Below are 19224 nucleotides of genomic sequence, written 5' to 3' on the forward strand. Positions count from 1 at the left end.
ACGAAGCATTCTTTATCGGCGCTTTGGTGGAAGGGGTGGGGCGATGTCTCCCACGGTCTGTACTGCGGCTAACAGTCAGAAGCCAGCTTGAGGTCCCACCCACCCCTTCGAGTCCTACCATACAAGCGAGCCTGCTCGCGAAAGCGTCGTGTCAGTCGACATTATCTTTGACTGATACATCGTTTTCGCGAGCAGGCTCGCTCCCACAGGGGCTTTGTTAGCTGCTCAGTATTTGGCCGCAGCCAGGATCAGCGCCTTCATCTCGGCAACAGCGGACTTGAACCCGACGAACAACGCATGCGCCACCAGCGCATGGCCGATGTTCAGTTCGTTGATGCCTTTGATCGCCGCCACGGCCTCGACGTTGTGATAATGCAGGCCATGCCCGGCGTTAACGATCAGGCCTTGCGCCAGACCGAACGCCACGCCATCGGCAACACGCTTGAGCTCTTCAGCCACTTCAGTCGGGGTTTCGGCATCGGCATAACGCCCGGTGTGCAACTCGATCGCGGGGGCACCGACGCGTTTGGAGGCTGCAATCTGCCGCTCATCGGCATCGATGAACAGCGAGACTTCGCTGCCGATCTTCGACAGCCGCTCAACCGCTGCCCTGATGCGCTCTTCCTGCCCCGCTACATCCAGGCCACCCTCGGTGGTCAGTTCCTGGCGGGTTTCCGGCACCAGACAGATGTGCGCCGGGCGAATGCGCTCGGCGAACGCCATCATTTCTTCGGTGACACCCATTTCGAAGTTCATCCGCGTCTGCAGTACATCCTTGAGCAGCAGGACGTCGCGCTCCTGAATGTGGCGGCGGTCTTCACGCAGGTGCACGGTGATGCCATCGGCACCCGCCTCTTCCGCGTCCAGCGCTGCCTTGACCGGATCCGGATATCGGGTGCCACGGGCCTGACGCAGGGTGGCCACGTGGTCGATGTTCACGCCGAGAAGAATGCGATTGCTGCTGGTCACGAGTGCGCTCCTGAAGGGAAGAATTCGGCGCACAGCATATCAGGGCTTGCGAAACAGCTCGCGGCTTACCAACGGTCGACCGCCCAGATGCACCGCCAGCGCCTGACGCATCAGGCGTTTGGCTGCTGATAGCGCGCCGGCGGCCGACCAGTCGGCTTCGGCCATCGCCAGCAGTTCAATGCCGTTGAACAGGCCCGGTTGCAACAGGAAAACCCGCTCAAGCCCCGCATCCACTTGCAGACGATAGAGACCGTCTTCGGCGATGGGTTCGCCGTTCACATCGGTATTGAGCGAGAAACCATAGCCAAGATCGTCGAGCAGGCGCCATTCGAAAGATCGCAACAACGGCTCCAGCGGCCGCCCCTCAGCCAGCGCAAGCAATGTCGCGGCGTAGTGATCGAAAACCGCAGGGTGCGGATCTTCGGCCGGCAGCAGACGAATCAACAGCTCGTTCAGGTAGAGGCCGCTGAACAACGCTTCACCGTTGAGCCACGCCGACGTACCGGAGCTTTCCATGCGCCCGACATTCTTCAACTCGCCCTTGCCACGAAACTCGACGTCCAGCGCCACGAACGGCCGCGCCAGCGTGCCGGCCTTGCCGCGCGCACTGCGCAACACCGCCCGCAGCCGACCTTGCGGCGTGAGGAAATCGACCAGCGCACTGGTTTCGCGATAGGCGCGCGAATGCAGGACGTAGGCGGGCTGGGCAGGAGGCGGGTTTTGCGACATTGAGTTCTCGATGAACAAACGCAGTTTTATACACAACCCAAAACTACTGTGGGAGCGAGCCTGCTCGCGAAAGCGGAGTGACAGTCAACATTAATGCTGAATGTCACATCCCCTTCGCAAGCAGGCTCGCTCCCACAGTGGGTATCGGTGTTCTCAGGTTCGGCGCTTACAGATCGCCATAACCCAGCGAACGCAGCGCACGCTCGTCGTCGGACCAGCCGCCCTTCACCTTGACCCACAGGTTGAGCATGATCTTGGAGTCGAACAGCAGCTCCATGTCCTTGCGCGCTTCGGTGCCGATGCGCTTGATGCGCTCGCCCTTGTCGCCAATGATGATTTTCTTCTGGCCGTCACGCTCGACGAGAATCAAGGCATGGATGTGCAGGGTCTTGCCCTGCTGCTTGAATTCTTCGATCTCGACGGTGATCTGGTACGGCAGCTCGGCGCCCATCTGGCGCATGATTTTCTCGCGCACCAGTTCGGCGGCGAGGAAGCGGCTGCTGCGGTCGGTAATCTGGTCTTCCGGGAAGAAGTGATCGTTTTCCGGCAGGTGGTCGGCGATGACCTTTTCCAGCGCTTCGAGGTTGTGTCCGTGCTGTGCGGAAATCGGGATGATCTGCGCGTTCGGCAACTGCTCCTGCAACCAGCTCAGGTGCGGCATCAGCTCGGCCTTGTCTTCGATGCGATCGGTCTTGTTCAGCGCGACGATCAGCGGGCCGGTGACGTATTGCACACGCTCGAGGACCATCTGGTCTTCTTCTGTCCACTTGGTGCGGTCGACCACGAAGATCACCACGTCGACGTCTTTCAACGCCGCCGAAGCGGTTTTGTTCATGTAACGATTGAGGGCCTTTTCGCCACCCTTGTGCATGCCGGGGGTGTCGACGTAGATCGCCTGCACATCGCCTTCGGTCTTGATCCCGAGCATGTTGTGCCGCGTGGTCTGCGGCTTGCGCGAGGTGATCGCGAGCTTTTGGCCGAGGATGTGATTGAGCAGCGTCGACTTGCCGACGTTGGGACGGCCGACGATGGCAACGTAGCCACAGCGAGTTGCGTTTGTATCAGTCATTGCCATTCTCCACGCCCAGGGCAATCAGTGCTGCGGCGGCCGCTACCTGTTCGGCAATACGACGGCTCACACCCTGACCTCGGCTTTTTTCATTCAATAAGACCACTTCGCACTCGACGAAGAAGGTTCGGCAGTGCGGCTCGCCCTGGATATCCACCACTTCGTAGCGCGGCAGTTCGCAACCGCGCGACTGCAGATGTTCCTGCAGACGGGTTTTCGGATCCTTGTTGGTGTCGACCAGCGTCAACCCTTCGAACTCGCCGGCCAGCCAGGCCAGAACACGTTCGCGGGCGACGTCCATGCCGGCATCGAGATAGATCGCACCGATCAACGCTTCGAGGGCATCGGCCAGGATCGACTCGCGACGGAAGCCACCGCTTTTCAACTCACCGGAACCCAGTCGCAGGTAATCGCCAAGGTCGAAACCGCGCGCCAGTACGGCCAGCGTCTCACCTTTTACCAGGCGTGCGCGTAAACGCGACAACTGGCCTTCGCGGGCCAGCGGAAAGCGATCGAACAATGCCTCGCCGGCGACGAAATTGAGGATGGCATCACCGAGGAATTCCAGGCGTTCGTTGTTGCGCCCGGCAAAACTGCGGTGCGTGAGGGCCAGCAGCATCAGCTCCTGATCCTTGAAGGTGTAACCGAGCTGGCGCTCGAGACGGCTTAGAGAAACGCTCACGGTTTACCCACGCTGAGTTCGTGGCTGGATTCCACTGCCATCGCCGGGGTGCGGCGCAGGCCTGGGACAATTAACGCTGTGTTCAAAAATTAAATCCTGGCGATTGTGAAGCCGATTGTGCCGGCTCCAGAAATGCATTCGGCGCTGTGGTCAACAGCGCCGTGTGTGATTACTTGATCAGGCCAACCCGCGACAAATTCGGCAGGTGACTGAGTTTTGGCTCCGGCCAGCTCATCCAGACCGCAAAGGCCTTGCCGACGATATTCTGGTCGGGAACCATGCCCAGCAGGTTCTTGGGAATGTTCGGATCATCCCAGTAACGGCTGTCATTGGAGTTGTCGCGGTTGTCGCCCATCATGAAGTAGTGCCCGGCAGGCACGGTCCACGAGCGGTCCGGCGTGGCGCGATAGCGGCTCATCTCCTTGCGGATCAGGTGCTCGGCGGCGCCCAGTTTCTCTTTGTAGAGTTCAGCGCTGCCCAGCGTGCCCGGCTCGGAGCCGACCATCTGCTCGGCAATCGATTCGCCGTTGACGAAAAGACGCTTGTCAGCGGTGTAGCGCACCGTGTCGCCCGGCAGGCCGACTACACGCTTGATGTAGTTGACGTTCGGGTCGCTCGGGTAACGGAACACCATCACATCGCCGCGCTGCGGGTCACCGACTTCGATGATCTTCTTGTCGATCACCGGCAGGCGGATCCCATAGGAAAACTTGTTCACCAGAATGAAGTCGCCGACGTCCAGGGTCGGTTTCATCGAGCCGGAAGGAATCTGGAACGGCTCCACCAGGAACGAACGCAGCACCAGCACGATGAACAACACCGGGAAGAACGACTTGCCGTATTCAACCAGCAGCGGTTCCTTGTTGAGCTTTTCGACCACCACGACATCTGGCTGGCTGACGCTGCCCTGATAGGACGCGATGGCCGCCCGGCGACGCGGCGCCAGAATCAACAGATCAAGCAACGCCAACAGGCCGCAGACGAACACGGCGATGACCAGCAACAGCGGGAAATTTAGTGACATAGGACCTGACTATTCCAACCTGAGCACGGCAAGGAAGGCTTCTTGTGGAATTTCCACGTTGCCGACCTGCTTCATGCGTTTCTTACCGGCCTTCTGCTTCTCCAGCAGTTTCTTCTTACGGCTGACGTCACCACCGTAGCATTTGGCCAATACGTTCTTTCTGAGCGCCTTGACGGTTGTCCGCGCAACGATCTGCCCGCCAATGGCGGCCTGAATGGCTACGTCGAACATCTGCCGCGGGATCAGCTCTTTCATCTTCTCGGTCAACTGGCGACCTTTGTAGTGCGAGTTGTCACGGTGCACGATCAATGCCAGAGCATCGACCTTGTCGCCGTTGATCAGCACGTCCAGTTTCACCAGATTAGCCGATTGGTAACGATCGAAATGGTAATCCAGCGAAGCATAGCCGCGACTGGTGGACTTGAGACGGTCGAAGAAGTCCAGGACCACTTCGTTCATCGGCAGGTCGTAGGTCACTTGCACCTGATTGCCGAGGAACAGCATGTCGACCTGCACACCCCGTTTCTCGATGCACAGGGTGATGACGTTGCCCAGGTGTTCCTGCGGGACCAGGATGTTGGCCCGCACGATCGGCTCGCGCATGTCTTCGATCGACGACACATCCGGAAGCTTGGAGGGGTTGTCGACGTAAATCGTTTCACCGGTTTTCAGCACCAGCTCGAAGATTACCGTCGGCGCGGTGGTGATCAGGTCCAGGTCGTATTCGCGCTCGAGGCGCTCCTGGATGATTTCCATGTGCAGCATGCCGAGGAAGCCGCAACGGAAGCCGAAGCCCAGGGCGTCGGAGCTTTCCGGGGTGTACTGCAGCGACGAGTCGTTGAGGGTCAGCTTCTGCAGCGCTTCGCGGAAATCCTCGAAGTCGTCGGAGCTGACCGGGAACAGACCGGCGTAAACCTGTGGCTGGATGCGTTTGAAGCCGGGCAGCACTTCAACGTCCGGGGTCGAGGCCAGGGTCAGGGTGTCACCGACCGGGGCACCGTGAATGTCCTTGATGCTGGCGATGATGAAGCCCACTTCGCCGGCTTTCAGGTCGGTGGTGGCGGTGTGTTTCGGGTTGAACACGCCGACGCTGTCGACCAGGTGGATCTTGCCGGTGGACTTGACCAGAATCTTGTCGCCCTTCTTCACCCGGCCGTGACGCACACGTACCAGGGAGACAACGCCCAGGTAGTTGTCGAACCACGAGTCGATGATCAACGCTTGCAGCGGATCTTCGATATTGCCGGTTGGGGCAGGAATGGTGTGGACCAGACGTTCGAGGACTTCATCGACACCCAGGCCGGTCTTGGCGCTACAGGTCACGGCGTCGGTGGCGTCGATGCCGATGATCTTCTCGATCTCGTCCTTGACGCGATCGGGATCGGCCTGCGGCAGGTCGATCTTGTTCAGCACCGGCATGACTTCCAGGCCTTGCTCGATGGCGGTGTAGCAGTTGGCCACGGACTGGGCTTCAACGCCTTGACCGGCATCGACCACCAGCAGCGCACCTTCACACGCGGCCAGGGAGCGGCTGACTTCGTAGGTGAAGTCGACGTGACCCGGGGTGTCAATGAAGTTCAGCTGGTATTTGATGCCGTCTTTGGCGGTGTAATAAAGGGTGACGCTGTGGGCTTTGATGGTGATCCCGCGTTCACGCTCAAGGTCCATGGAATCGAGGACCTGCGCCTCCATTTCACGCTCGGCCAGGCCGCCGCACATCTGGATGAAGCGATCGGCCAGCGTCGACTTGCCATGGTCAATGTGGGCGATGATGGAGAAATTGCGGATATGACTCAAATCACTCACGGATCAACACTCAAAAAGGCTGCAGGCATGGCCCGCCGAAAAATAGCCGGGAATTGTACCTGATAGTCCGCGCAAGCGTCACGTTCGCCTGTCATCCGGTTTGCATGCAAAAACGCCCCGTTCTTGCGAGCGGGGCGTTTTCAGGCTTCAAGCGCTGAATGAAAGCTTGTTCATCAGCCCGCTCGTCTGAGCAACCAGACGCCCGCCAGCGCGCAGACAGCGGCCGGTACCAGCACCGCAAACAGCGGCGAGAAACCGAACACCAGGCTCGACGGACCGAGCAAATCTTGGACGATACGGAAGGTAAAGCCCACCAGCACGCCGGTAAAAACCCGTTGACCCAGGGTCACCGATCGCAGCGGACCGAAGATGAAGGAAATAGCCATCAGCACCAGCGCGGCGGTGACCAGCGGCTGCAACACCTTGACCCAAAATGCCAGCCAGTAACGGCCGTTGCTCAGGCCCTGCTCGGCCAGATAGTGGATGTAGCCCCACAGACCGCTGATCGACAGCGATTCCGGCGCCATGACCACGGTACTGAGCAATTGCGGGCTCAACGCCACGTCCCACTGCTCGCTCGGCGTATTGACGACTTCAGTACTGCGTTCGTGAAACAGCGTGGTGGCAACGTCCGTGAGCTGCCACTTGGTGCCGTCGAACTCGGCCTTTTTGGCGAAGCTGGAGCTAAGCAGGTGGCGCTCTTTGTCGAAGTGATAGCGGGTCACGCCATACAGCAGGCCATTCGGTTGCACGGCGTTGATGTGGATAAATTCCTCACCCTGACGGTGCCACATGCCGTGCTTGGCGCTTTGCGCATCGCCACTGCCCTGAGCCAGCGAACGATTGGCCTGTGCCATGCTTTCGGTGGCCGGGGCGACGTATTCGCCAATCAGCACGCCGGCCAGCATCAGCACCAGCATCGGCTTCATCACCGCCCAGACGATGCGGCCGATCGACACGCCAGCGGCGCGCATCACCGTCAGCTCACTGCTGCTGGCCAGACTGCCGAGACCGATCAGGCAACCGATCAGCGCGGCCATTGGCAGCATTTCATAGAGACGGCGCGGCGCGGTCAGGAGCACGAAGCTCAGCACGTCGACCAGTGTGTAGGTATCGCTGACGTCGCCCATTTCATCGATGAAGGCGAACAGCGTCGCCAGACCGAGAATGATTGCCAGCACGGCAATGATCGCCATGAATACGCTGCTGCCGATGTAGCGGTCGAGTTTAACCACGGGCCACCTCCAGCGCAGCGGAGCGACGGCTGGCCATTTTCAGGCGCAGCGGCTCCCAGTAAAGCAGGCCGAGGCCAATCAGCAGGAAGATCGCGTGCACCCACCACAAACCGAGCGCCGGCGGGATCTTGCCCTTCTCCAGCGCACCGCGGGCGGCAATCAGGATGGTCAGGTAAGCCATATAAAGAAGAATCGCCGGCAGCAGCTTGAGGAAACGCCCCTGACGCGGGTTGACGCGCGACAGCGGCACCGCCATCAGGGTCACGATGAACACCAGCAGCGGCAGCGACAAACGCCATTGCAGTTCGGTTCGGGAACGGATGTCATCGCTGCCCAGCAGCGATGAAGTCGGCATGGCGTCACGGTCGGTGACTTCCTCGCTGACGTCCGGCTTGGGCAGCAGCACGCCGTAGGTTTCGTAGTGAATGGCGCGGTAATCGGCCTGACCCGGACTGCCGTCATAGCGATAGCCGTTGTCGAGAATCAGATAGCGATTGCCGTCAGGGCGGATTTCCTGACGGCCCGATTCGGCCACCAGCACGGAAATGCCGCGATCCTTTTGATCGGCGCCGAGGTTTTTCTGCGAAATGAACACGCTGCCCAGATTGACCCGGTCGTCGCTGAGGGTTTCGGTGTAGGTCACTCGCGTACCGTCGCGCAGCGCCTGAAAACGCCCTGGCTCAAGGGTGTCGAATTCGGTCAACGCATCCTGCTTGTTCAGCAGCAACTGGAACTGGTTGGCACCCTGCGGGGCCAGCCCCAGACTGAGCCACGCCACCACCAGCGCCACCAGGGTCGCCGGGAACAGGGTCATGCGAAACAGCTTCTGCTGACTCATGCCGGTGGCCGAGAGCACGGTCATTTCGCTTTCCAGGTACAGCCGACCGTAGGCCAGCAGGATCCCCAGGAACAGGCCCAGCGGCAGAATCAGTTGCAGGAAACCCGGCAGGCGAAAGCCCATGATCAGGAACAGCGAGCCCGGATCGAGCTGGCCGGCAGCGGCCTGAGCCAGATATTTGATGAAGCGACCGCTCATGATGATGACCAGCAGCACGGCACTTACGGCGCTGAGGGTCAACAAGACTTCGCGGGACAGATAACGGAAGACGATCAAACCAGACACTCCAGGGTTGTCAGGCTAAGGCGGCCAAACAAGCAAGCACATCGACCGGCCCGCAACGCAGAGCGGTCGAAAAAAGATGCGGCATTATCCTGTGATTGGGGGCGCCTGTCACTGCGCACACTCATCCATCTCTGTAATCCTTTGCTGATCGTACAACCCAGGGGGCGTTCTCAATTAGTTTTCACACCGCGCCGAGTCTGCTGTTGTGCAGGGCAAGGCGCGAGAAGCGTGGTTTGGTCATTCCAAATAAGCTTCGAGCAACGCAGCCCTGCACAACAGCAGGCCCGGCCCTTCGGGTTGTGCCTTAAAGCCGGCCAGTCTGCGTTGCAGGCCTTGGAAAGGGAACAACCATTCCCAGCGGCCTGCGCCTTGCCTGGCTGGCTTTAAGGCGACAACGCGGTGTGAAAACTAATTGAGAACGCCCCCTAGGGTTGTCAGGCGCGGGGAGCGAGGTTCAAACTGCGGCCCTTGTCGCAGGCTTTGGCCTGCGCCTCTTCTATCTATAAGCAGGCGACTGCGGACAACGTCGAACGCCTGCATGTTGACCATTCATTCAGGGATCCGGACATGGAACTGGTTGTAAAAAGCGTTAGCCCAGAAACGTTGAAAACCGCCACCCTGGTGGTTGCCGTCGGCGAAGGCCGCAAACTCGGCGTGGCCGCCACCCAGGTCGACGAACTGAGCGGCGGCGCGATCAGCGCAGTCCTCAAGCGTGGCGATATCGTCGGCAAGGTCGGTCAGAGCCTGCTGCTGCACAGCCTGCCGAACCTGAAAGCCGAGCGCGTGCTGCTGGTCGGCGTGGGCAAGGACGAAGAACTGGGCGACCGTCCGTTGCGCAAAATCGTTGCCGGCATCCTCACCACTTTGAAAGGCCTGGGCGGCAGCGACGCCGTGCTGGCGCTCGATGAAGTTATCGTTAAAAACCGTGACAGCTACGGCAAGACCCGTCTGCTCGCGGAAACCCTGATCGACGGCGGCTACATTTTTGACCAGTTCAAAAGCCAGAAAGCCGAACCGCGCGCCCTGAAGAAAATCACCCTGCTGACCATCAAGGCTGCGCAGGCCGAAGTGCAACGTGCCGTGAACCACGCCACCGCAATCGCCAACGGCATGGCCTTCACCCGCGATCTGGGCAATCTGCCGCCGAACATCTGCCACCCGACCTTCATGGGCGAACAGGCCAAGAACCTCGGCAAAGAGTTCAAGGATCTGAAAGTCGAAGTGCTCGACGAGAAGAAGATCAAAGCCCTCGGCATGGGTTCGTTCTACGCCGTTGGCCAGGGCAGCGCCCAGCCGCCGCGTCTGATCGTCATGCAATACAACGGCGGCAAGAAGTCCGAGAAGCCTTACGCACTGGTCGGTAAAGGCATCACCTTCGACACCGGCGGCATCAGCCTGAAGCCGGGCGCCGGCATGGACGAAATGAAATACGACATGGGCGGCGCTGCCAGCGTGTTCGGCACCCTGCGCGCCGTGCTTGAGCTGAAACTGCCGATCAACCTGGTATGCATCCTCGCCTGTGCGGAAAACATGCCGAGCGGCAACGCTTCGCGCCCGGGCGACATCGTTACCACCATGAGCGGCCAGACTGTGGAAATCCTCAACACCGACGCCGAAGGCCGTCTGGTGCTGTGCGATGCGCTGACCTACGCCGAGCGTTTCAAGCCACAAGCGGTCATCGATATCGCCACCCTGACCGGCGCTTGCGTCGTCGCCTTGGGTGCGCACACCTCGGGCTTGCTGGGCAACAACGACGAACTGATCGGCCAACTGCTCAGCGCTGGTCAGGCCGCCGACGACCGCGCCTGGCAACTGCCGCTGTTCGATGAATATCAGGAACAGCTGGACAGCCCGTTCGCCGACATCGCCAACATTGGCGGGCCGAAGGCCGGCACCATCACCGCCGCGTGCTTCCTGTCGCGCTTCACCAAGAACCTCAATTGGGCGCACCTCGACATCGCTGGCACCGCGTGGACCAGCGGCGGCAAGGACAAGGGCGCCACTGGCCGTCCGGTGCCATTGCTGACCCAATACCTGCTGGATCGTGCCAAAGCCTGAACCCGCTGAAAAGTGGCGTCACTCTCGGGTGACGTCGCTTGCTGCCCTGGACCCGAAATGACCAAAGTCGATTTCTATATCCTGCCCAGCGCCGATCCTTCGGCTCGCCTGGACTTCGCCTGCAAACTCACCGAGAAAGCCTGGCGCATGGGCCATCGCATCTACCTGCATTGCAGCGATGCCGCCCAGCGTGACGATCTCGATGCACGCCTGTGGGCGTTCAAGGGTGAAAGTTTCGTTCCGCACGGCCCCGCGGACAGCGAACCGGAAGGTTTGATCGTACTGGGCCTGGGTGACGATTGCGGTCAGCATCAGGATTTGCTGGTCAATCTCGACCTCAAAGTCCCGGCCTTCGCCAACAAATTCGCCCGTGTGGCGGAAATGGTGGTCGAAGACCCGACGATTCGAGCGGCCGCGCGGGAGAGTTTCCGCTTCTACCGCGAACAGGGCTATTCTCTGCAAGACCACCGTTTACAGCGACTCTGAGCACTCCAATGGACACTCCGAAACCGCAACAGAAGTCCGCACACCTGCTGGACGATCTCGAATCGATCCGCCAGTTGCTCGGCGATGACAACCTGCAACCGCCCTTGCTGACCGACACGGTCGACGATGGCGAACAGGAACAGATTCCGATGCTGTTCGACCCGGTCGGCAACGAGCCGCCCGCCGTCGAGCCGCCTGCCGCGCCAGCGCCGACCGCCGCCGCGCAACCGGCTGCACCGGCCGACAAAGGCCCGGACGCCCTGCTGCACCTGGACAGCGAACTGCGCGCCGCCGCGCAATTGATCATGCAAGACGTGATCGACGACTTCGCCCCGCACATCGAAACCGAGATCAAACGCCGTCTCGATGCGCGGATGGAACGGCTGCTGAGCCAGTACGAATAAGCCCCAATCCCCTAAGGGAGCCGGCCTGCTGGCGACAGCATCACTGCGGTAATTTTGAAAAACCGCAGCGCCAGCATGCCAGCAGGCTGGATCCCACATTTAGGTCTTCGCCCGCCCCTCCCCGCTCGCCCTGCGCCCCTTGCCCAGCTATACTTGCCGGCTTTTCCTGAATAAATGCCAATAGGGTCCCGCCGCGCATGGATAAGACCTACCAGCCGCACGCCATTGAAACTTCCTGGTACAAGACCTGGGAGTCCGAGAACTACTTCGCCCCGCAAGGCGCGGGCGAGTCCTACACCATCATGATCCCGCCGCCGAACGTCACCGGTAGCCTGCACATGGGTCACGGTTTCAACAACGCGATCATGGACGCGCTGATCCGTTTCCGCCGCATGCAGGGTCGCGACACTCTGTGGCAGCCGGGCACAGACCACGCCGGTATCGCCACGCAGATGCTGGTGGAACGCCAACTGGAAGCCCAGGGCCAGAATCGCCACGACCTGGGTCGCGAGAAATTCCTCGAGAAGGTCTGGGAGTGGAAGGAGCAGTCCGGCGGCAACATCAGCCGGCAGATCCGCCGCCTCGGTTCGTCCGTCGACTGGAGCCGCGAGCGCTTCACCATGGACGACGGCCTCTCGGAAGCGGTCAAGGAAGCCTTTGTACGCCTGCACGAAGACGGCCTGATCTACCGCGGCAAGCGCTTGGTCAACTGGGACACCAAGCTGCACACGGCGATTTCCGACCTCGAAGTGGAAAACCACGAAGAGAAGGGTTTCCTGTGGAATCTGAAATATCCATTGGCCGACGGCGTAAAAACCGCCGAGGGCAATGACTACCTGATCGTCGCGACCACGCGTCCGGAAACCATGCTTGGCGACTCCGCCGTCGCGGTCAACCCGAACGATGAGCGCTACAAAGCCCTGATCGGCAAATTCGTCGAGCTGCCGTTGGTTGGCCGCCGCATCCCGATCATTGCCGACGATTATTGCGACCCTGAATTCGGCACCGGTTGCGTAAAAATCACCCCGGCCCACGATTTCAACGACTACGAAGTCGGCAAGCGCCACAACCTGCCGCTGCTGAACATCTTCGACAAGAACGCCAACGTGCTGCCCGCCGCACAGGTGTTCAACCTTGATGGCACGCTGAACGAGAGCATCGACGGCAAGATTCCCGCTGAGTTCGCTGGCCTGGAGCGCTTCGAAGCGCGCAAGCAGATCGTCGCCGCGTTCGACGCCGCCGGCCTGCTGGTGAGCATCAACGATCACAATCTGAAGACGCCGAAGGGCGATCGCTCCGGCACCGTCATCGAGCCGTGGCTGACCGACCAGTGGTACGTATCGACCAAGCCGTTGGCCGAACCTGCCATCGCTGCCGTTGAAGACGGGCGCATCCAGTTCGTGCCCAAGCAGTACGAAAACATGTACTTCTCGTGGATGCGCGACATCCAGGACTGGTGCATCAGCCGTCAGCTGTGGTGGGGCCACCGGATTCCGGCCTGGTACGACGAGTCGGGCAAGGTCTACGTCGGTCGCGACGAAGCCGAAGTGCGCGCCAAGCACAACCTCGGCCCGGACGTTGCGCTGCAACAGGACAACGACGTTCTCGATACCTGGTTCAGTTCCGGGCTGTGGACCTTCTCCACCCTGGGCTGGCCTGAGCAGACCGAGTTCCTGAAGAAATTCCACTCCACCGACGTGCTGGTCACCGGTTTCGACATCATCTTCTTCTGGGTTGCCCGGATGATCATGATGACCATGCACCTGATGAAGAACGAAGACGGCACGCCGCAGGTTCCGTTCAAGACCGTTTACGTACACGGTCTGGTGCGCGACGGCCAGGGCCAGAAGATGTCCAAGTCCAAGGGCAACGTTCTGGACCCGCTGGACATCATCGACGGCATTGACCTGGAAACTCTGGTGCAAAAACGCACCTCGGGCCTGATGCAGCCGAAGCTGGCGAAGAAGATCGAGAAAGCCACCCGCGAAGAATTCGCCGACGGCATCGCCAGTTATGGCACCGACGCCCTGCGCTTCACGTTCTGCTCGCTGGCCTCCACCGGTCGCGACATCAAGTTCGACATGGGCCGCGTCGAAGGCTATCGCAACTTCTGCAACAAGATCTGGAACGCCGCACGTTACGTGCTCGACAAGGGCGAAGACTGCGGCCAGAACGGCGAAGCCTACGAATTGTCGCTGGCGGATCGCTGGATCATCTCGCAACTGCAACGCACCGAAGCCGAAGTGACCCGTCAGCTCGATCAGTTCCGTTTCGACCTCGCGGCGCAGGCGTTGTACGAGTTCATCTGGAACCAGTATTGCGACTGGTATCTGGAACTGTCCAAGCCCGTGCTGTGGGACGAGAACGCGCCGGTCGAGCGTCAGCGCGGTACTCGCCGTACGCTGGTTCGCGTGCTGGAAGTTGCGCTGCGTCTGGCGCATCCGTTCATGCCGTTCATCACTGAAGAAATCTGGCAGCGCATCGCGCCGCTGGCCGGTATTCAGGGCAAGACGATCATGCTGCAGCCTTGGCCAGTGGCCAATGAAGAGCGCATCGATCCAGCCGCCGAAGACGACATCGAATGGCTCAAGGAACTGATGCTCGGCACGCGCAACATCCGTGGCGAAATGAACATCGGCCCGGGCAAGCCGCTGCCGATCTTCCTGAAGAACGTCAGCGCTGAAGATCAGCGCCGTCTGAGCGAGAACGAAGCGCTGCTGAAAAAGCTGGCGCGTCTGGAATCGATCACCGTACTCGCCGCTGGCGAAGAAGCGCCGCTGTCCGCCACCGCACTGGTCGGCGAGATGGAAGTGCTGGTGCCGATGGCCGGTCTGATCGACAAGGCTGCAGAACTGGCGCGTCTGGACAAGGAAATCCTGCGTCTGCAGGGCGAAGTCCAGCGTGTCGGCGGCAAACTGGCCAACGCCGGCTTCGTCGACAAGGCCCCGGCCGAAGTCATCGACAAGGAACGCGCCAAACTGGCCGAGGCCGAACAGGCCCTGGGCAAACTGGCCGAGCAACATGCGCGGATTGCCAGTCTGTAACGGCAGATCGCAATGAAAAGGGAGGCCGCAATGGCCTCCCTTTTTTTATTCCCAAACACCACAAATCCCCTGTAGGAGCGAGCCTGCTCGCGAAAGCGGTGTGTCAGTCGACAACTCTGCCGGATGTGAAAGCGCGTTCGCGAGCAGGCTCGCTCCCACAGTTTGAACGGTGTGGCCTTTAGATGTGGGACAATACCCGCCACTTTCAGCCATACCCGAATCGACCAAGCCCATGACCGCCCCCCGCACACCCAAACCTGCGCGCAAGAAGCCCGATGCCGCGACCCCGAGCAATGCCGTCGAGCCGCGCGAGAAGGCCAGCCTGCACCCGCGCAATCGCCATCAGGGTCGTTATGACTTCTCGGCGCTGATCAAAACCACGCCGGAACTGGCGAAGTTTGTGATCATCAACCCGTACGGCAAGGAAAGCATCGACTTCGCCAGCCCGGACGCGGTGCGCGTGTTCAACCGGGCGCTGCTCAAGTCGTTCTATGGCATCCAGCATTGGGACATCCCGGCCGACTACCTCTGCCCGCCCGTGCCGGGCCGCGCCGATTACGTGCACTTTCTCGCCGATTTGCTGGCAAGCATGAACGACGGCAAAGTGCCGCGCGGCGCAATCGTCAACGTGCTGGACATCGGTATGGGCGCCAACTGCGTGTACCCGCTGATCGGCAACAGTGAATACCGCTGGCATTTCCTCGGCTCGGAAATCGACCCGACCGCCGTGGCGGCCGCCCACGCCATCGTGCAGTCCAACGACCTGAGCAAAGTCATCAAGCTGCGTCAGCAGGAAAACCGCAAGCACATCCTCATCGGCTTGCTGGAACCTGGCGAGCGTTTCGACCTGACCATGTGCAACCCGCCATTCCACGCCTCGATGGACGAAGCGACCAAGGGCAGCGAGCGCAAATGGCGCGCATTGGGCAAGGCTGATCCGAAACGCAAACTGCCCGTGCTGAACTTCGGCGGCCAGTCGGCGGAGCTGTGGTGTGAAGGTGGTGAAGCGCGCTTTGTGACGCAACTGATTGCCGAGAGCGCCCACTTCCAGCACAAGGTGCTGTGGTTCAGCACGCTGGTCTCGAAGGCGTCGAACCTGCCAGCCATCGAAACCGCGCTGAAGAAGGCGGGAGTGCTGGAAAGCCAGGTTGTGGAAATGTCCCAGGGGCAGAAGCAGAGCCGCTTCGTGGCCTGGACGTTCCAGACCAAGTCCGAGCAGCAGATCTGGCGGCGTGAGCGCTGGGTTCGCTGACAGACCGCAAAACCCTGCGTTCCCTGTGGGAGCGAGCCTGCTCGCGAATGCGGCCTGTCAGTCGACATCTAAGGTGACTGCCCCACCGCATTCGCGAGCAGGCTCGCTCCCACAAAGATGCTCAGCGCAGCATCAAATTACAGACACAAAAAAACCGTGCCCGGATCGCTCCGGAGCACGGTTTTTTTTATCGCTGCGTCTTACTTGTTCACAGCGTCGGTCAGGCCTTTGGCCACAACCAGCTTGATCACTTTCTTTGCAGGGATTTCGATGGCAGCGCCAGTCGATGGGTTACGGCCGGTGCGGGCAGGACGCTCGGTCACTTTCAGCTTGCCGATACCTGGCAAGGTGATTTCGCCGCCATTTTCCAGCTGATCGGCAACGATTTGGCCCAGTTGGTCCAGAGCGTTACGCGCGGTGGTTTTCGGCGCGTCGATAGCTTCAGCAATGTCGGCGATCAGTTGGTCTTTAGTAAGAGCCATGTAGTGTTCCTTCCCTATCAAATTCATATGGATTGCAGAGTGCAGTGTCAGCCATCGAGCCCGATCTTCTGGATCTGGCACCCTCGGCGATAACCACGACGAGTCGGGTTATAGATGCCGAAATCAGGGTTTGGTTCGACCTGACAAATGCTGAATGCACGCTTAACGCAGTGACTTCGCGTAAGACCGGGCAAAACTAGCACAGCGACAAGGAAATATCCGCCTCTAGCTACCCATTTGGTCAGCTTTATTGCTCTAAATCGGTAAAAAACCGCATAAGGCCGGGCGCACCCCTCGGTTTTGCCCTGCAACCCGCGCCAAAACCAGTGGTTGCGGTACACTGGGCGCTTTTTCGGGGGAGCCCGCCCTCCTCCCTTCCAACAGCCGAGAAGCCCATGCCGATCCGTCATTGCATCGTCCACCTGATCGACAAGAAACCCGACGGCACGCCCGCAGTTCTGCACGCCCGTGACACCGAACTGGCCGAGTCCGCAGCCATCGAAAACATGCTCGCCGACCTCAACGAGAGCTATAACGCCAAACAGGGCAAAGCCTGGGGCCTGTTCCATCCGGAGTCCGGTGCGTTCCCTTTCAGCGGCTGGTTGAAGGAGTACATGGACGGCGGCAAGGACTTCACCGCCTTCAGCAAAGTTGCGGTCGAGCATCTGCAAAAACTGATGGAAGAATCCAACCTGTCGGTCGGCGGCCACGTACTGTTTGCCCACTATCAGCAAGGTATGACCGACTACCTGGCAATCGCCCTGTTGCACCACAGCGAAGGCGTGGCGGTGACCGACGAGCTGGACGTCACCCCGTCGCGCCACCTCGACCTCGGCCAGTTGCACCTGGCGGCGCGGATCAACGTCTCCGAGTGGCAGAACAACAAGCAATCCAAGCAGTACATCTCGTTCATCAAGGGCAAGAACGGCAAGAAGGTCTCGGAATACTTCCGCGACTTCATCGGCTGCCAGGAAGGCGTCGACGGCCCCGGCGAAACCCGCACGCTGCTCAAGGCCTTTAGCGACTTCGTCGAGAGCGAAGACCTGCCGGAAGACTCCGCCCGCGAGAAAACCAAGACGTTGGTGGATTACGCCAGCAGCCAGGCCAAACTCGGCGAACCTATGGGTCTGGAAGAACTCTCGGAGCTGATCGATGAAGAACGCCCGAAAGCCTTCTACGATCACATCCGCAACAAGGACTACGGCCTGTCTCCGGAGATCCCGGCGGACAAGCGCACCCTCAACCAATTCCGCCGTTTCACTGGCCGTGCCGAAGGTCTGTCGATCAGCTTCGAAGCGCATCTGCTGGGCTCGAAGATCGAATACGACGAAGAGAACGGCACCCTAATCATCAAAGGCCTGCCGACTTCGTTGACTGATCAGTTGAAGCGGCGCAACTGATGCTCGGCAATGTGCTGAAGAAGGTTGCCCTGGTTCTACTGGTGGTTGTGGTCTATCAGAACTGGGGCAAGATCGAGCGGGTCTTCAACCCGGCGCAAATGGTCCCCGAGCAGACGCGAGCGCAGGCCCATGTCGTGCTCTACACCACCGACTGGTGCGGCTACTGCAAGCAGACCAAACGCTTTCTCGACAGCAAGGGCATCCCGTTCAAGGAATTCGATATAGAGAAGGATGCCGAGGCGCGCCAGGCGTACGAGGCATTGGGTGGACGCGGGATTCCGCTAATCGATGTGAATGGCACGTTGATTCGCGGGTTTGACCCCGACGAAATCCTCGCCGCCCTGAAATGATCCATTGTGGGAGCGAGCCTGCTCGCGAAGGCGTCTGTTCAGACGAAATCTTCGTTGACTGACACACCGCCTTCGCGAGCTGGCTCGCTCCCACAGGTTCAGCTGGCGATTCCAGAGATCAGCGTGCTTCGATGCGGAAACCAAAGCGCGGGAAGTGCACATGCACCACGCCGCCGCGCTCGTCCTCGCGGCGGATGATCAGTTCCTCGCGACCGGCAAACAGTAACTCACCCACCACTGGGTCGACGCCATAGTCGATTGCCGCGATCGCAACTTGCTGCCCGGCCGTAAAGCCATTCGGATCAACAAACTGCTCATCCGGTAATGGCGCAGGCGTGGCGTTACGCGAGACTTCCAGCGCCTCGGCGGAGGACATCTCGCTCGCCGCACCATGACCAAAGCCCAGCACACGCCCCAGCCACGCGACGACCGCCGGGTACTCATCGACTAGGGGTGCGGTCACGTGAGTGGCCTTGAGGAACCACAGCGGATGCGCAAGGGCAAAGTCGGCAATCGATGGCTCACCGAACAGGAAGTCGCCCTGCTCGCGCTGCAACTGCTGCTCCAGACGCGCCATGATCGTCGGCCATTGATGCTTGGCCAGCTCGGCGCTCAGGCGCGTCGCGCTACCACCGCTGAACAACCCGGCGCGGTCGGCGATAAACGCTTTGATCGCTTCCGGCGGCAACTTGCCGAAGCGCACTGCTACCGATTCCGGCTGGAACACCAGACTCACGGCATGTTGAAACACCACCGAATCGGCCCACGCGGCAAAACTGGCGCTGACCATTTCCTGGCCTTCAGGAAAGAACGCGGGCAGGGCTTTCTCTTGTTCCAGGCGACGGGCGATCAGCGCGGTGTCGCAATAAATATCCGCGCCGATCTGCAGCACCGGGGTTTTGCGATAGCCACCGGTCAGAGCCGTCAGATCCGGTTTCGGCATCACCGGCGAAATGTGCACCGAGCGCCACGACAAGCCTTTGAAACCCAGCAGCAGGCGGGCCTTCTCGGCAAATGGGGAAGTCGGGTAATGATGCAGAATCAACTCGGACATGCTCGGCTCCGCCGCTCAGATAATGAGCCCGCAGCTTAGCGCGCATTTGATTAGCAG

At 60.3% G+C, this 19224-nt stretch carries 17 protein-coding genes; 7 read left to right on the forward strand and 10 right to left on the reverse strand.

Going from position 1 to position 19224, the window contains the following annotated elements; all coding sequences use genetic code 11:
- Nucleotides 1-225: 225 nt before the first annotated feature.
- From pdxJ to lptF, 8 genes are all read right to left on the reverse strand, one after another.
- Nucleotides 226-969 (reverse strand): pyridoxine 5'-phosphate synthase, encoded by a 744-nt coding sequence (gene pdxJ, locus ACGSLL_RS18025; RefSeq protein WP_394507387.1) that lies wholly within the window; start codon nt 967-969, stop codon nt 226-228.
- A 39-nt stretch (nt 970-1008) separates the two neighbouring features.
- Complete coding sequence (recO, locus tag ACGSLL_RS18030; protein WP_394507388.1) at nt 1009-1698, reverse strand: DNA repair protein RecO; 690 nt, start codon at nt 1696-1698, stop codon at nt 1009-1011.
- A 166-nt stretch (nt 1699-1864) separates the two neighbouring features.
- Nucleotides 1865-2767, reverse strand: a complete 903-nt coding sequence (gene era / locus ACGSLL_RS18035) for a GTPase Era (RefSeq protein WP_064586098.1) — start codon at nt 2765-2767, stop codon at nt 1865-1867.
- Nucleotides 2760-3449 (reverse strand): ribonuclease III, encoded by a 690-nt coding sequence (rnc, locus tag ACGSLL_RS18040; RefSeq protein WP_024011703.1) that lies wholly within the window; start codon nt 3447-3449, stop codon nt 2760-2762. Before rnc ends, era begins: the two co-directional genes overlap by 8 nt.
- Before the next feature lie 169 nt (nt 3450-3618).
- The gene (gene lepB / locus ACGSLL_RS18045) at nt 3619-4473 is read right to left on the reverse strand and encodes a signal peptidase I (RefSeq protein WP_394507389.1); all 855 of its coding nucleotides are present in this window, start codon (nt 4471-4473) and stop codon (nt 3619-3621) included.
- A 9-nt stretch (nt 4474-4482) separates the two neighbouring features.
- On the reverse strand, nt 4483-6279 hold the full coding sequence (gene lepA / locus ACGSLL_RS18050) for a translation elongation factor 4 (RefSeq protein ID WP_090281894.1): 1797 nt from the start codon (nt 6277-6279) through the stop codon (nt 4483-4485).
- A gap of 173 nt (nt 6280-6452) precedes the next feature.
- Nucleotides 6453-7514 carry an LPS export ABC transporter permease LptG gene (gene lptG, locus ACGSLL_RS18055; protein WP_394507390.1) on the reverse strand — a complete coding sequence of 354 codons (1062 nt, stop codon included), beginning with the start codon at nt 7512-7514 and terminating at the stop codon, nt 6453-6455.
- Entirely contained in the window at nt 7507-8628 is a 1122-nt protein-coding gene (lptF, locus tag ACGSLL_RS18060) for an LPS export ABC transporter permease LptF (protein ID WP_332762795.1), read from the reverse strand. Before lptF ends, lptG begins: the two co-directional genes overlap by 8 nt.
- Before the next feature lie 576 nt (nt 8629-9204).
- On the opposite strand from lptF, the gene ACGSLL_RS18065 reads away from it, so the two are divergent.
- From ACGSLL_RS18065 to rlmF, 5 genes are all read left to right on the forward strand, one after another.
- On the forward strand, nt 9205-10695 hold the full coding sequence (locus ACGSLL_RS18065) for a leucyl aminopeptidase (RefSeq protein ID WP_394507391.1): 1491 nt from the start codon (nt 9205-9207) through the stop codon (nt 10693-10695).
- A 57-nt stretch (nt 10696-10752) separates the two neighbouring features.
- On the forward strand, nt 10753-11181 hold the full coding sequence (locus ACGSLL_RS18070; RefSeq protein WP_394507392.1) for a DNA polymerase III subunit chi: 429 nt from the start codon (nt 10753-10755) through the stop codon (nt 11179-11181).
- An 8-nt stretch (nt 11182-11189) separates the two neighbouring features.
- Complete coding sequence (locus ACGSLL_RS18075) at nt 11190-11585, forward strand: DNA polymerase III subunit chi (protein WP_394507393.1); 396 nt, start codon at nt 11190-11192, stop codon at nt 11583-11585.
- Nucleotides 11586-11782: 197 nt separating this feature from the next.
- Nucleotides 11783-14629, forward strand: a complete 2847-nt coding sequence (locus ACGSLL_RS18080; protein WP_394507394.1) for a valine--tRNA ligase — start codon at nt 11783-11785, stop codon at nt 14627-14629.
- Nucleotides 14630-14861: 232 nt separating this feature from the next.
- Complete coding sequence (gene rlmF, locus ACGSLL_RS18085) at nt 14862-15881, forward strand: 23S rRNA (adenine(1618)-N(6))-methyltransferase RlmF (RefSeq protein WP_394507395.1); 1020 nt, start codon at nt 14862-14864, stop codon at nt 15879-15881.
- A gap of 200 nt (nt 15882-16081) precedes the next feature.
- On the opposite strand, the gene ACGSLL_RS18090 is transcribed toward rlmF, so the two are convergent.
- Nucleotides 16082-16363: an HU family DNA-binding protein gene (locus tag ACGSLL_RS18090; protein ID WP_003221909.1), complete on the reverse strand. Its 282-nt coding sequence runs from the start codon at nt 16361-16363 to the stop codon at nt 16082-16084.
- A 395-nt stretch (nt 16364-16758) separates the two neighbouring features.
- Between ACGSLL_RS18090 and yejK the strand changes: the two genes are divergently transcribed.
- Together yejK and ACGSLL_RS18100 are read left to right on the forward strand one after the other, a co-directional pair.
- On the forward strand, nt 16759-17763 hold the full coding sequence (yejK, locus tag ACGSLL_RS18095; protein WP_093104504.1) for a nucleoid-associated protein YejK: 1005 nt from the start codon (nt 16759-16761) through the stop codon (nt 17761-17763).
- Nucleotides 17763-18113 carry a glutaredoxin family protein gene (locus ACGSLL_RS18100; RefSeq protein ID WP_394507396.1) on the forward strand — a complete coding sequence of 117 codons (351 nt, stop codon included), beginning with the start codon at nt 17763-17765 and terminating at the stop codon, nt 18111-18113. The genes yejK and ACGSLL_RS18100 overlap by 1 nt, the downstream gene beginning before the upstream one ends.
- Nucleotides 18114-18231: 118 nt before the next feature.
- Here the strand turns inward: ACGSLL_RS18100 and ACGSLL_RS18105 are convergent, their stop codons facing one another.
- Complete coding sequence (locus tag ACGSLL_RS18105; RefSeq protein ID WP_394507397.1) at nt 18232-19167, reverse strand: glutathione S-transferase family protein; 936 nt, start codon at nt 19165-19167, stop codon at nt 18232-18234.
- Nucleotides 19168-19224: the final 57 nt, after the last annotated feature.

The sequence above is a fragment of the Pseudomonas retamae genome (assembly GCF_043496865.1).
Classification (GTDB): Bacteria; Pseudomonadota; Gammaproteobacteria; order Pseudomonadales; family Pseudomonadaceae; genus Aquipseudomonas; species Aquipseudomonas retamae.

Excerpts from the sequence above, each read along its gene's own strand:
- ACGSLL_RS18100 (WP_394507396.1), top strand. The coding sequence starts at position 17,763 with ATGCTCGGCAATGTGCTGAAGAAGGTTGCCCTGGTTCTACTGGTGGTT.
- ACGSLL_RS18090 (WP_003221909.1), bottom strand. The coding sequence starts at position 16,363 with ATGGCTCTTACTAAAGACCAACTGATCGCCGACATTGCTGAAGCTATC.
- rlmF (WP_394507395.1), top strand. The coding sequence starts at position 14,862 with ATGACCGCCCCCCGCACACCCAAACCTGCGCGCAAGAAGCCCGATGCC.
- recO (WP_394507388.1), bottom strand. The coding sequence starts at position 1,698 with ATGTCGCAAAACCCGCCTCCTGCCCAGCCCGCCTACGTCCTGCATTCG.
- ACGSLL_RS18075 (WP_394507393.1), top strand. The coding sequence starts at position 11,190 with ATGGACACTCCGAAACCGCAACAGAAGTCCGCACACCTGCTGGACGAT.
- era (WP_064586098.1), bottom strand. The coding sequence starts at position 2,767 with ATGACTGATACAAACGCAACTCGCTGTGGCTACGTTGCCATCGTCGGC.
- lepB (WP_394507389.1), bottom strand. The coding sequence starts at position 4,473 with ATGTCACTAAATTTCCCGCTGTTGCTGGTCATCGCCGTGTTCGTCTGC.
- ACGSLL_RS18105 (WP_394507397.1), bottom strand. The coding sequence starts at position 19,167 with ATGTCCGAGTTGATTCTGCATCATTACCCGACTTCCCCATTTGCCGAG.
- ACGSLL_RS18065 (WP_394507391.1), top strand. The coding sequence starts at position 9,205 with ATGGAACTGGTTGTAAAAAGCGTTAGCCCAGAAACGTTGAAAACCGCC.
- ACGSLL_RS18070 (WP_394507392.1), top strand. The coding sequence starts at position 10,753 with ATGACCAAAGTCGATTTCTATATCCTGCCCAGCGCCGATCCTTCGGCT.
- ACGSLL_RS18080 (WP_394507394.1), top strand. The coding sequence starts at position 11,783 with ATGGATAAGACCTACCAGCCGCACGCCATTGAAACTTCCTGGTACAAG.
- yejK (WP_093104504.1), top strand. The coding sequence starts at position 16,759 with ATGCCGATCCGTCATTGCATCGTCCACCTGATCGACAAGAAACCCGAC.